Source organism: Dysgonomonas sp. 521 (genome assembly GCF_010501055.1).
Taxonomy (GTDB): domain Bacteria; phylum Bacteroidota; class Bacteroidia; order Bacteroidales; family Dysgonomonadaceae; genus Dysgonomonas.
In genome coordinates, this window is sequence record NZ_QVMO01000001.1 from 96,451 (window position 1) to 109,045 (window position 12,595).

The following is a 12,595-nucleotide window of genomic DNA, read 5'->3' on the forward strand; positions in this document are numbered from 1 at the left end:
TGTATATAAAATAAAAAGATAAAAGCTTGTGCAACATTTGTCAAACAAGATGAGCGGTAAACAGGGGGAAAAGAAAGGGGAAAGTATTTTAAGCAGAGGCAATTACACCTGCCCGCAGGCAGGCGTTGCGGCCACAGGCAATTTACCCTGTTGTCAAACATTTGTAAAGCGTTTGATAAACAGGGGTATAAGTAAAAACAAGCGGATACAGATCAAACAACACTTAAACAATCACGATTATGGCAAAATTATTGTATGCAGGAGAACACCTGGATTGTCCCAACTACGACAACAGGCATCGTCCTGCCATAGAGGAGAAATTCATGGGACAAGGCCAAAGACAGGAAGTACAGCCCTGGGTCAATAAGATCATGTTCGTGCTGGAAGGGGAAATCGAATATTCAATGGGAGACTCCGGCTACCACATTGCCCGCAGGGGACAATTCCTTTTCCTCCCGGCCAACCGCAGCCTGTGGGTGCGTGCCGTGCAGGAAACGCACCTGGGCATTGTCCGCCTGTACGACAAGATACAGTTGTGCGACTGCTTCCGCCTGGAGAACCTGCTGGCCATAGGACAGGCTAAGTCGGGGCAGAAGAAAGGCAACTCAAAACAGGTTGCCGGAGATCCCGGACCGGGCTTCCTGCTGGAAGTAAACCCGGTAATGGAAAGTTACCTGGAGATGCTGGGCCTGTGCCACCGGGCGGGCCTTAAATGCCGTTACTACAACGAAGGCAAGATACGCGAGCTGATGTTCATCCTTAGGGCTTTCTATCCCAAGGAAGACCTTTACCGCTTCTTTTCTCCCACCCTGAGTACCGATACCTGGTTCTCGCAGTTCATCATGAGTAATTACAACAAGTACGACAATCTCTCCGAACTGGCAGCGGTCATGAAGTACACGGTGTCCGGTTTCGAGAAGAAGTTCCGCAAGGTTTTCGCTGAGGCTCCCTATGCATGGATGCGCCGTCAACGGGCAAGGGAGGCCTATCACTGCATCAATACCAGTAATATGACCCTCAAGGAGATAAGCTCCATGTTCGGGTTTAATTCTCATCCGGCTTTCATCAGATTCATACGTCAGCACTACGGGCTTACTCCCGGCCAGATCAGAAAAAACAGCACGAAAGGCGGAAACGGATAAAATTTATGCGGAAACGGATACCCCTTTAACGAAGAAAAAGATATAATTTTGCCTGCGGTAAGAGAGGTAATTATTTTCTGTTTTCCGTCACTTGTATAGTGACGGAAAACAAAAGCCTTTAAGGGACAAGTTAAGAAGAGAATGAATTTTTTAAGTAAACAACTACCAAGACAACAGCGAGAATCAGTAAGGGCAGAGTCTTCCGCCCGGGGCAGTACGCGTGTGCAGGTTGTTCCTGTGGGTATAACAAATAACCCGGGCAAAAGATTTGTTAAATTTGTTAAATTTGTTAAACAGGTAAAACCTGTCAATCATAAAGTACATATAAAAAATTATTACCCTGTCTGTACTTTCCCCTTTTTCCCTGAATGTGGAATATGCCCCTCCGGTTGTTGTTTTAATGTATTGCGCATTCCCTTTTACAAGCCCCCTGTAATCCCCCAAGGGGGATATGATATATGCCTTTTCACTCCTCCCCTTGGGGGAGGCCGGGAGGGGTCCTACTTCCGGGGAGGAAGAATATATTACATTGTCTTGTTGTCTTCAATGTTGTCTTATTTGTCTTCACTTTGCCTGCCATTGCTTGGGAAAGTAGTCGGCCGGCGCCTCCCCGTTTTTTCAGTCAACAGTCATCAGTTAACAGTCATCAGTCATCAGTCATCAGTTAACAGGCAGATACGGGTTGTAAGATTTAAAGATTGGCTGCCCGCCGATTGTAGGGGCAGGGTTTGCCTGCCCGAATGCGGGCGAACCACCCCTCCCGGCCTCCCCAAAAGGGAGGTGTCGCGATGCGGTCAGCATATACCAAAATTCAATATATTATTTATTCACTTTTCCATCTCTCTGTCCTCCCCCCCTTTTGGGGAGGGTCGGGGTGGGGTGGCATTTTCAAATTCTCAAATTAATATCGTATGAAACCAACCAAGACACAGAAAACAACGCAACACAAGGCCTACTGGCGGCAAACAGCTGCTATGATGGCTTTCCTGCTTTTTGCGGCAGGGATAAACGCCCAGGTAACCGTAGGCAGTAACAAAGAACCGGAAACCTTTTCGGCGCTCGAACTGATCTCCAACCAACAGGCAGGCCTGCGCATGCCGCACCTGACTACCAAAGAGCGTAACTATATGACGGCTACCTTCGGCACTCAGAAAGAAGTGCTGGCCAAAGGGCTGACCATATACAACACATCAAATGACTGCCTTGAGTTTTGGAGCGGTACCAAATGGATATCGCAATGTGAGGGGGAAATGCCTCCTTATATACCAGCTACACCGAGTGCCAGCGCTACGGTAACGGCTTGCGCCGTATCTTCTGCTCCGGCTTCCGTACTTGCCAGTACCGGTTTTTACATGTTTACCTACCAGACGATGAACCTGTATGCCAATTCTACGGGTGATACCCCTACATCGTACCAGTGGGTGGTAGATGGCAAGCTAATAAAAGGAGCAAATAGCGCAACCTTTGCTTATACCCCCCCTGCGGATATTGCCCTTGAAGCAGATTACCCCGACGACCTGGCATTAAGCAATTATAAAAAGACGGTGACTATTACCTGCCAGATGACGGTTAAGGGTAACGATATAGAGCCTGTAGACAAATTCGATATACTGGTGGTAAAGGCTACCAAAGGAACACTGTCGCCTATTTATGTATGGGGATGGAAAGACGGTGTTGCCGGCGATCCGGCCACTGATCAGGTAAAGGTTGCCTTTGCCCATGTCAACCTCGGGGCTGAGAATGATACTGATCCTTGTAATTGTCTGGGTGACCTTTACCAGTGGGGACGTGAAAAGGACGGCAATGGTACTACTACCGGACATTTCAGGCGTAACCTGACTGATGCGGATGTATGGCCTAACGGGATCGGTACTTCCGATGCTACTACCTCTACTATTGCCCAGGCAGCCGACCTGGATGCTACTACCGGACAGGTGTTATCTTCCGTTACTGACAAATACGGTAAGTTTATCAAGAGCCTCTCTACATCGCCTGCTTATTACGACTGGCGCAACTCTCGTAAACATGACCTTTGGGGTGACGGCTCACAGGATTATAATCCTACCTGGGCAATACCTTCAAACAATCCTTGTCCTACAGGTTGGAAGGTTCCCAGCCAGAAACAGTGGTCTGCTATCTATCAGGGTGGTACTACCAACGGTGCACCCGGCGCTTCCACTTCAGGTAGCACATGGACTGGTCTTGGAAAATTCTCAAGTGGTAGTACCAGTGGTTACAGAGTTGCTGAAGCACTTTATTTGCCCGCCGCCGGCACCCGTAACTACACCAATGGTTCGCTGAGCGGCGTCGGCAACAACGGCGGCTACTGGAGTAGTACGAGGAATAGCAGTGGCAGCTTCAGCTCGTACATCCTGTACTTCTACAGTAGCTTTGTTAACCCGGGCAACTCCACCTATCGCGCAGACGGCTTCTCTGTGCGCTGTATTCCAGAATGAAAGCGAGCGCAGGCGACTCAATAAAAGCCACCTCCCCCTGCCCCTCCGAAAGGAGGGGAGAGGCGCAAGGCGAAGATTGACAGAGGCGATTCCGCCCGGCAGGCACTCTACCCTTTTCTTCTCCTCCCTCCCTCTTGGGGAGGCCGGGGAGGGGCCGGAAGTACCCGAAGGGGGAAGGGTTAGAGATAATTGCCACGCCTTAAAAGGCGTGGATAAAAGGACTCCCGGAGAAAGACTTTAGTCGAAAAATAGTTTGGCTAAAGCCCTTACTGATTAGCAATTTATTCCTCCACTTAAAAGTGGAGGCAACTGATAAACAATAAATATAAATTTTCGTGCCATTGCCACATTTTCACATTGGCATATTAACTCATTAATATTTTTTATGAAAACAACTGAGACACGAACAAAAAACCGGTGGAGACAAGCAGTAGCTGTTTTCGCCTTCCTTGTATTTTCAACGGGCGCATATGCCCAGGTAACGATGGGTAGCAATAAGAAACCCGAAGCATTCTCGGTGCTGGAAATAATCTCGAACCAACAGGCAGGCATGCGCATGCCGCACCTGACTACCAAAGAGCGTAACGATATGACGGCTACCTTTGGCACTCAGAAAGAAGTGCTGGCTAAAGGTTTGACTATCTTTAACACTACTACCAACTGCCTTGAGTTCTGGAACGGGGCGAAATGGATTTCCTCCTGCGAGGGTGAGATGCCTCCGTATATTCCTGTTACACCGAGTGCCAATGCCTCGGTAACGGCTTGTGCCGTAACGAGCAATGTAGCTTCCGTACTTGCCAGTACCGGTTTTTACATGTTTACCTACCAGACGATGAACCTGTATGCCAATTCTACGGGTGATACCCCTACATCGTACCAGTGGGTGGTAGATGGCAAGCTAATAAAAGGAGCAAATAGCGCAACCTTTGCTTATACCCCCCCTGCGGATATTGCCCTTGAAGCAGATTACCCCGACGACCTGGCATTAAGCAATTATAAAAAGACGGTGACTATTACCTGCCAGATGACGGTTAAGGGTAACGATATAGAGCCTGTAGACAAATTCGATATACTGGTGGTAAAGGCTACCAAAGGAACACTGTCGCCTATCTATGTATGGGGATGGAAAGACGGTGTTGCCGGCGATCCGGCCACTGATCAGGTAAAGGTTGCCTTTGCCCATGTCAACCTCGGAGCTGAGAATGATACTGATCCTTGTAATTGTCTGGGTGACCTGTACCAGTGGGGACGCGAAAAAGACGGCAATGGTACTACCACAGGGCATTTCAGACGCAAACTCACCGGAACAGATGTATGGCCGAATGGCATCGGTACTTCCGATGCTACTATCACTACTATTGCCCAGGCAGCCGAATTGGATGCTGCTACCGGACAGGTATTATCTTCCGTTACTGACAAATACGGTAAGTATATCAAGAGCCTCTCTACATCGCCTGCTTATTACGACTGGCGCAACTCTCGTAAACATGACCTTTGGGGTGACGGCTCACAGGATTATAATCCTACCTGGGCAATACCTTCAAACAATCCTTGTCCTACAGGTTGGAAGGTTCCCAGCCAGAAACAGTGGTCTGCTATCTATCAGGGTGGTACTACCAACGGTGCACCCGGCGCTTCCACTTCAGGTAGCACATGGACTGGTCTTGGAAAATTCTCAAGTGGTAGTACCAGTGGTTACAGAGTTGCTGAAGCACTTTATTTGCCCGCCGCCGGCCTCCGCGTCAACCTTACCGGCTCGCTGGACCCCGTCGGCAGCATCGGCCGCTATTGGAGTAGTACGGTCAACACCAGTTTCTCCTCGTACGGCCTGAACTTCGACAGTGGTAACGTCTACTCGGGCTTCGACAGCATTCGCGGGACCGGTCGTTCGGTTCGCTGTATTCCAGAATGAAAGCGACCATAGGGAGCGTGTTAGACTATTTACCTATTTATCTATTTACCTCCTTGCATTAAAAGCAAGGAGGTATAAATACCGCGTTAGCGGTCGGAAAAAATTTTGAAAAAATGACAATCACCGAAAAACTGGCATTACATGGCGACAAAGAACTGCACCTGTATAAAGAAGGCGTCTTTTGGGTGGCCTACGAAGAAGATGCCTATCTGGTTTCGCAAATAAAGAAGCTGAAACCCACCAAAAAATATATCAAGTCCATACAGCGGGAAGTGATAAGTGTGGGATTCCCCCAGTCGTCACTCGAAGAGGTGCTGACGCATTTTAGACTCAAAGTGCAGGAACACACAGCCATCGTACTGGAAACAGATGTGCCTGCCGACCCTCTGTTGTTCGATAAATGGAAAAAGGAAGCAGAGATAAAAGAGCAGGCAGGACTTACAAATCCGGCTGTGCATGGTGGAAGTGTAAATGTGCTGGTAGAGAGGCTTTCTTCATTCAAACTGCATACGGCAAGTCCTATGGACTGTATGCGTTTTGTAGAAAAGCTTCAACAGGAATTTTGCTGAGATACCGCGATAAATGGCTACATACGACAATCTGCCGGTCTACAAAGTGTGTTACGACCTGATTTTGTTGATTTTTGCTTCGGGCAGGCATATGCAACGCGACTACCGCTTCACCCTGGGCGAAACCATGAAGAAGGAACTGGTCATGCTAATGGCAAATATCTACAGGGCAAATTGCCGGTACCGGAAGAAGGAACTGATTAGCCAGGCCAGGGAAAACCTCGAAATCGTACGCCTGCTGCTCAGGCTTTCGATGGAACTTAAGCAGGTACCGCTAAAGACATTTGCCACGGCCAATGAGAAAATAGAAAATATAAGCAGGCAACTCGCCGCATGGGAAAAGAGTTGTAAAGAATAAAACAGTAAACAAGTAGACGAGTTACAAGTTACGAGTGAATAAAGTCTTTCTATTCCTGACTACTGACTACTGACTACCAGCTACTGACTACTGAAAAAAGGTTTATAATGAGTGAGAGTTTTATCGGTATCCTTTCGGAAAGGCCTGTAAGAGAGGCTCGTTTAATTCAGCAGGCTGCCTGTATTTCCGCTATAGGGAAACGGGTTACGTCATCAAGCGCCTGCTTTTATTTGCCCGCCGCCGGCAACCGTAACAACAACAATGGTTCGCTGAACAACGTCGGCAACAACGGCAACTACTGGAGTAGTACAAGGAATAGCAGTAACAGCAACAACTCGTACAACCTGAACTTCAACAGTAGCAATGTTAACCCGGGCAACAACAACAATCGCGCAAACGGATTCTCTGTGCGCTGTATTTCAGAACTAAACATAAACCTTATCCTCTGGGGCATTGGATTACCCCGGAGGAACACTAAAGACGTACAGGATGAAGGATGACAACTTATTGACGGATTTGTTCATGGCCTATTTCGATGCTCGTAAGAATAAGCGGAACACCATAAACCAGGTTCGCTTCGAAATCGATTATGAGAAAAATGTCCTCGCCCTGTACAGGGATATAACCGGCAGGACTTACAAAGTAAGCCCCGGCATCTGCTTTATTATAGACGAACCCGTCAAGAGGGAGATATTCGCCGCCGATTTCCGCGACAGGGTTATCCATCACCTGCTGTTCAATTATATCAACCCGGTTTTCGATAAAGTATTTATTGACGACAGCTATAGTTGCCGTAAGGGGAAGGGCACCTTATATGGTATCCGCCGGATAGAAAGCTTTATCCGCGAATGCAGCGGCAATTATATGCGCGACTGCTACATACTCAAACTCGACATACGCGGGTATTTTATGAATATCGACAAGAATATATTACACATGCAACTCTTCTCGATGTTACACAAAGCCGGGGAAAACGGAGATACTCCATTCGGAGCCGACCAAGAATTAATAATGTACCTGATAAAAGCGATACTGGATGATAATCCGGTGGATAATTGCAGGATAAAAGGCAGGAAATCGGACTGGAATGGCCTGCCACCGTCAAAAAGCCTGTTCAATTCGCTTGCCGGCAGCGGCTTGCCGATAGGCAACCTGACCTCGCAATTATTCAGCAATGTGTACCTGCACCCATTGGATTGCTTTGTAAAAGAGACTTTGGGCTTCCGGTATTACGGAAGATACGTCGATGACCTTGCAATCATCCATACGGACAAGGAGCTATTAAAGCAGGCCATAATACAAATCAGGGATTTCCTGTCCGAAAACCTGAACCTGGAACTGCACCCGCACAAGATATACCTGCAACATTATACCAAAGGGGTTAATTTTCTGGGAGCTACCCTGAAACCCCATCGCAGCTATATAGCGAACCGCACCAAAAAGAAATTCAGGCAATGTGTCAATGATTGGAACCGCAGGCTGTCGTCCCGGAATGAGCCTGACAGATGCGAACTGGAAAAAATGAGGGCTTCGGTCAACTCCTATCTGGGCATAATGGTACACCACCGCACCTATAACATACGCAAAAAGATGTTGCTTGAAAAAGAGAATCATTTTTTCAGGTATGGCTACCTGAGCGGAGGACTGCGGCACTTTGTTTTGAAGAAAATGACAATAACCGGAATAAATGTGTAATGTGTAATAATATTATGATACGATTAATATTACCGGCTCTTTTTTTTATGGTTGTTGCAGGACTGAATGCGCAGACCATAAGCGTGGACTTCGCTTTCTACCCGGACAGTGATATCTCCCTCTGTCTGAAAAGAGCCATGGTATGCGATACGGTTTTCCGCGGCAGGCTGGACGATAAAGGACGGACGCAGATTGCTATTCCCGATGCTTACAGCGATTACCGGGGCATGGCAAGCATTACGGCAGGACAGGGACAACTCGATTTCATTGTTTCTCCGGGCGAGAACCCTGTTATCCGTTGTGCGGAAGAATACCCGTATGGAGGCAACACCCTCTTTTCATCTTCCCCCGAAAACGAAGCCCTGCAAGGCTGGTTCGTCCCGCAGGTCAAACGGCAGCAAAAGATAATGCTGCTCACAGGACTGGAGGATATATATGACAGGGAGGATGCTTTCCTGTCCCTGCTGGCAAAGGAAAAGGCTTTGCAGGAAGCAGGACAGCAGTCTTTCGAAGGGGAACTGGAAGCAAGCCCTTTATATGCAGCGCGGTTTATCCGTTTATACAACTTCCTGAGCAGGGATGTACAGGCACTGGTAATGGCGGATTCTGTACAAATGCAGACAGTCAGGAAGTATGTCCAAAACAATCTGGATATCGAAGCGCTCTATACCTCGGGATTGTGGTATAATGTATTGAACGGCCTGCTGGCTTTATACGACAAGGGCACGCCCTACCATATGGACTTTATTGGTGATATGTCGCTGTTGCTGAAAAGGACAAAGCAGGACAAGATATATACCACACTGAGCGAGAATCTGTTTGCTATCTGCGAGTCCATGGGTTGGAACGACCTGGAAGAGCATCTGACCAACTTCCTGACCAATGACGGACGCATCAAAGAGCCGACAGGCAAGCTCAAACTGTTGATGAACCTCTATAAGCTGAATGTAGGTAGTAAAGCTCCCGCACTCTCGCAGGGCGTACTTCCCGAAGGCAATGTCCTGCTGGTATTTCATGAGACGGGATGCGGCAACTGCACCACCGAGCTACAGCAATTAAAGGATAATTATCCATTACTGAAAGAAAAAGGTTATGAAGTGGTATCGGTAGCGGCCGATATGAACCGGGAGACTTTCGACAATATATCTGCTTCTTTTCCATGGAAACAGAAGTATTGCGATTTACAGGGTATATCGGGAACGGATTTCAGGAACTTCGGGATTCTCGGCACGCCGACCATTTATCTGATAGGCCAAAACGGTATCGTACAGGGCAGGTATGCGAGGCTACAAGACACGAAAATAATTAAAAACTAAAAATGAAAAATATTGATAACTGTTAACTACAAACTGCTAACCGAATACATGGCGGGAGCAAGTAAGCTTCGGTTTTGTTTGTGAAGGCTTCCCGGTAATATCCCCCAGGCTATGTTTTAATCCTAGTGCATGGTTTTAAACAGTAACAGCCGGGGGATACCGGAAGCTGTCCCGCCGAAAAGCAAGACAAGCCGGGCAAAATTAACAAAAATATGAGTAACGGCAATTAACAATCATAAAATAACAAACCAATGATGATAAAAAAAAGGATGAAGAAGATAAGGACTCCCGGCAGCTGGTGGTTAAGCTAATATTACCAAAAGTGAGATGAAGCAAAGAAAAAGACCGGGATGCACCCCCAGGCTATTCACAAACAAAAAGATGAGACTCACGGATGATTTTGCTGCCCGCTAAAAAAGCAAAAAGATGAACACCATAATTTATGGTATAAAAGTAGCAATCATAAAATATCTACCGACAGTAAATAAGAAAATGATAATTATTAAAACATACAGGATATGACAAAAATGAACCCACCCGATGATTAGCGAATAACACGGTTGCAATTATCCGAAAAGCGAAGCAAAAACGTCCGGGAGAACGAATTCCCGGATAATACAATAATATTCACAAACAAAACCATGAAATGTATGGAAAATTTTGTAGCTCGCTTGAGACAAGAAATGAACAGCTCCCTTCACGCCATTGAAGGCAAATGCACAGCCGACAACGAAAAAACACGTGAAGCCATCCTCTTACTGGAAGATATCCTGGAAAAGCTCAGGGTATTTATGAGTGATTATGAATTTAAGGACAAGCAGCAGGAAATCGACTTTTTCCGTATCCACAAGCCTTCCCTGCTATGTTATTTACTTCTTTACCGTAAGATGTACGACATCGTGATAAACCGCCCGCAGGGTGGCAGCAAAGTACAGAAGCAGTACCTGCATAAGGAGCAGGGACAGATATCGGCTTTTTTCTTCCGCCACCGGGAGTTTTACAGGTACTACCGTTCGGGTGATACCCATTTCGATTGTTACTACTTCCTTCGTGGTAAACCGCAGAAGAATAACATTGTGTACAATCTTTGTTACAGGCCTGACCCGCAGTTTTCGAGCGGCGGCGACCTTTTGGTAGCGCAGATACTGGCAAACGACATACTGGACGTATATCTGGAGAAGGAACTGGAAAAACTCGAAAAGCCTGCGGAGGCTAAAAAGGACGGTTACGGACCACCTGCGGTATGGACCGCCAAAAAGATTGATTTGCTGGAAATGATCTACGGACAGTATTGCACCTGCTCGGTCAATAACGGGAGAATCAGCCTTAAACAGTTAGTCATCCATTACGAAAGGACATTTAACATCGAATTGTTGTCGCTTCTCCCCAAAGCCTGGTTCAATCTGACCAACCGGAAGAATCCGACTGCTTTTCTGGATAAGATGAGAAAAAGATTCAGGGACAGGATGGACGAAGAAGACAACAATGATATTGAAAAAGAATAAATTATTATTTTGCCGCCGGTTGATTGAACAACAGTAGGTTGCCCGGCATACAAGATTAGTACAGACATATCAGAATCCACTCTGATTCTCTCTTTGTAGAAAACTGGTAATTTTTTAGGATAAAGAAGAATAAGGAGTTGGAATTCGCGTCGCGTAAGCATAAGGCGTGGATTGCAGCTTTTATTTTATCCGGGCATACCAGTGCCTCTACAATATAAAGGTAAAGCGATTCACGCTTTTCTTTTGTTCCCGATACATCCATGCAGGCAAATCTAGGAAAGTATATTTTCGATACCGAACGAAAACAATACTAATATACTACAGATAAGCAACATACAAAATGTCCGGAAAATAAAAATCGGGAGCCTGCCATTTTTGATATTTTTCCTTTGCAGACTACTTTTTCCCTTTTTCAGTTAAATATTCTTGCTCTGAAAATATTTATGCGACATCATTCTTGCTGTTGTTTATTTGCTTTATTATCAGTAATATACTATTAATACAGCATAAGAATCTACCTGTTTTACGAAAACTTCAATACCCTTTACTTATATCCGAACTCGATTTATCTCTCATTCTACCGGAAAACAGGCAGGTATACGGATATTTTTTGCATGAGCAGACCCTGGAATATGGTCAGGTAATTGGTAGGGATACAGACTGTTGCGGATTATTTTCAAAAATAGTTGTAGCAGCCTGCCAACCGGAATGATAAATATTGCGGAACTTTGCCTGTGTCTAAATGATATACGATATACAGATCAGAATGGAAATAAACGACAATAAATTCGACGAAAGCATGGATAAAATCCTAAAGCTGCTGGAAGAACTCAGAAAGCTGATGAAAGCCAAAAACCGCCTGAACGGGGAAACCCTGCTCGACAATCAGGATTTGTGTCTGCTGCTTCACCTGAGCAAACGCAGCCTGCAACGTTACCGCAGCTCGGGGATATTACCCTTCATACAGATTGGGAGCAAAACGTTCTATCTGGAATCCGAAGTAGAGAAGTTTATCCGGCAGTATATAGATAAAGAAAGTCCGTGAGGACTTATAAACGGCTGTTTGCGGCCAATAATGTTTTCTTTTTTCACCGGTAAGCCCTCTTGTATTATTACAGGAGGGCTTTTTTATACCTGTTTACTCAATAATTACTATCTTTATTTCATACAAGCACTAAAACAAAAACACCGTATGAAAAAAGAATTTAAGAAGAAAGAGGTAACCATTGAAGTAGCACCTGAAATGGCAGTAACGACCATTGGCCTGCTCAGGGGATTCTTCCCGTCCATAATGGAGCAGGTTAAAGAAAATGAGCTTATGCGCTCCGCTTATCTGCATCAGATGATGGATGCGGATGTCATAAAGGCCATGCAGGAAGTCCTCGATGAGATTTATGAAAAGTGCATAGCGCAAACCTCTATCCGGGAAGACCTCGCCGGTTTAATGGAATTGCTGAAAGACAAGGAGTCATCCCAGGATGATACGGCAAACTAAGACAAACAGACGAGCCCCAACAATAAAATTTTTCCTTTTTAACGAATGGCCCTTCACAAAACACATGAGGGTCTTCGTTCAAGAGGGGAAATTTTGTTTCATCGGAAATCAATATATCCTGTTATCGCAATAACAGCATTTGCTATT

At 46.0% G+C, this 12,595-nt stretch carries 11 protein-coding genes; all 11 read left to right on the forward strand.

Annotation, left to right across the window (positions count from 1 at the left end; genetic code table 11):
- Window positions 1-239 precede the first annotated feature (239 nt).
- Window positions 240-1,142, forward strand: a complete 903-nt coding sequence (locus D0T84_RS00480) for an AraC family transcriptional regulator (protein ID WP_163304802.1) — start codon at window positions 240-242, stop codon at window positions 1,140-1,142.
- A gap of 911 nt (window positions 1,143-2,053) precedes the next feature.
- Entirely contained in the window at window positions 2,054-3,598 is a 1,545-nt protein-coding gene (locus tag D0T84_RS00485) for an FISUMP domain-containing protein (protein WP_163304804.1), read from the forward strand.
- A gap of 385 nt (window positions 3,599-3,983) precedes the next feature.
- Entirely contained in the window at window positions 3,984-5,510 is a 1,527-nt protein-coding gene (locus tag D0T84_RS00490) for an FISUMP domain-containing protein (RefSeq protein WP_163304806.1), read from the forward strand.
- 113 nt (window positions 5,511-5,623) lie between these two features.
- Window positions 5,624-6,079 (forward strand): hypothetical protein, encoded by a 456-nt coding sequence (locus D0T84_RS00495; RefSeq protein WP_163304808.1) that lies wholly within the window; start codon window positions 5,624-5,626, stop codon window positions 6,077-6,079.
- 13 nt (window positions 6,080-6,092) lie between these two features.
- Window positions 6,093-6,437 (forward strand): four helix bundle protein, encoded by a 345-nt coding sequence (locus tag D0T84_RS00500; protein WP_163304810.1) that lies wholly within the window; start codon window positions 6,093-6,095, stop codon window positions 6,435-6,437.
- 107 nt (window positions 6,438-6,544) lie between these two features.
- Entirely contained in the window at window positions 6,545-6,937 is a 393-nt protein-coding gene (locus tag D0T84_RS00505; RefSeq protein ID WP_163304812.1) for an FISUMP domain-containing protein, read from the forward strand.
- Complete coding sequence (locus D0T84_RS00510; RefSeq protein ID WP_163304814.1) at window positions 6,927-8,132, forward strand: reverse transcriptase/maturase family protein; 1,206 nt, start codon at window positions 6,927-6,929, stop codon at window positions 8,130-8,132. The genes D0T84_RS00505 and D0T84_RS00510 overlap by 11 nt, the downstream gene beginning before the upstream one ends.
- Before the next feature lie 14 nt (window positions 8,133-8,146).
- Window positions 8,147-9,448: a peroxiredoxin gene (locus tag D0T84_RS00515; RefSeq protein WP_163304816.1), complete on the forward strand. Its 1,302-nt coding sequence runs from the start codon at window positions 8,147-8,149 to the stop codon at window positions 9,446-9,448.
- Window positions 9,449-10,098: 650 nt separating this feature from the next.
- Window positions 10,099-10,953: an RteC domain-containing protein gene (locus D0T84_RS00520; protein ID WP_163304818.1), complete on the forward strand. Its 855-nt coding sequence runs from the start codon at window positions 10,099-10,101 to the stop codon at window positions 10,951-10,953.
- 766 nt (window positions 10,954-11,719) lie between these two features.
- Window positions 11,720-11,998: a helix-turn-helix domain-containing protein gene (locus tag D0T84_RS00525; protein ID WP_185155666.1), complete on the forward strand. Its 279-nt coding sequence runs from the start codon at window positions 11,720-11,722 to the stop codon at window positions 11,996-11,998.
- Window positions 11,999-12,145: 147 nt separating this feature from the next.
- Entirely contained in the window at window positions 12,146-12,448 is a 303-nt protein-coding gene (locus D0T84_RS00530) for a hypothetical protein (protein WP_255495095.1), read from the forward strand.
- Window positions 12,449-12,595: the final 147 nt, after the last annotated feature.

Excerpts from the sequence above, each read along its gene's own strand:
- D0T84_RS00480 (WP_163304802.1), top strand. The coding sequence starts at position 240 with ATGGCAAAATTATTGTATGCAGGAGAACACCTGGATTGTCCCAACTAC.
- D0T84_RS00485 (WP_163304804.1), top strand. The coding sequence starts at position 2,054 with ATGAAACCAACCAAGACACAGAAAACAACGCAACACAAGGCCTACTGG.
- D0T84_RS00490 (WP_163304806.1), top strand. The coding sequence starts at position 3,984 with ATGAAAACAACTGAGACACGAACAAAAAACCGGTGGAGACAAGCAGTA.
- D0T84_RS00495 (WP_163304808.1), top strand. The coding sequence starts at position 5,624 with ATGACAATCACCGAAAAACTGGCATTACATGGCGACAAAGAACTGCAC.
- D0T84_RS00500 (WP_163304810.1), top strand. The coding sequence starts at position 6,093 with ATGGCTACATACGACAATCTGCCGGTCTACAAAGTGTGTTACGACCTG.
- D0T84_RS00505 (WP_163304812.1), top strand. The coding sequence starts at position 6,545 with ATGAGTGAGAGTTTTATCGGTATCCTTTCGGAAAGGCCTGTAAGAGAG.
- D0T84_RS00510 (WP_163304814.1), top strand. The coding sequence starts at position 6,927 with ATGAAGGATGACAACTTATTGACGGATTTGTTCATGGCCTATTTCGAT.
- D0T84_RS00515 (WP_163304816.1), top strand. The coding sequence starts at position 8,147 with ATGATACGATTAATATTACCGGCTCTTTTTTTTATGGTTGTTGCAGGA.
- D0T84_RS00520 (WP_163304818.1), top strand. The coding sequence starts at position 10,099 with ATGGAAAATTTTGTAGCTCGCTTGAGACAAGAAATGAACAGCTCCCTT.
- D0T84_RS00525 (WP_185155666.1), top strand. The coding sequence starts at position 11,720 with ATGGAAATAAACGACAATAAATTCGACGAAAGCATGGATAAAATCCTA.
- D0T84_RS00530 (WP_255495095.1), top strand. The coding sequence starts at position 12,146 with ATGAAAAAAGAATTTAAGAAGAAAGAGGTAACCATTGAAGTAGCACCT.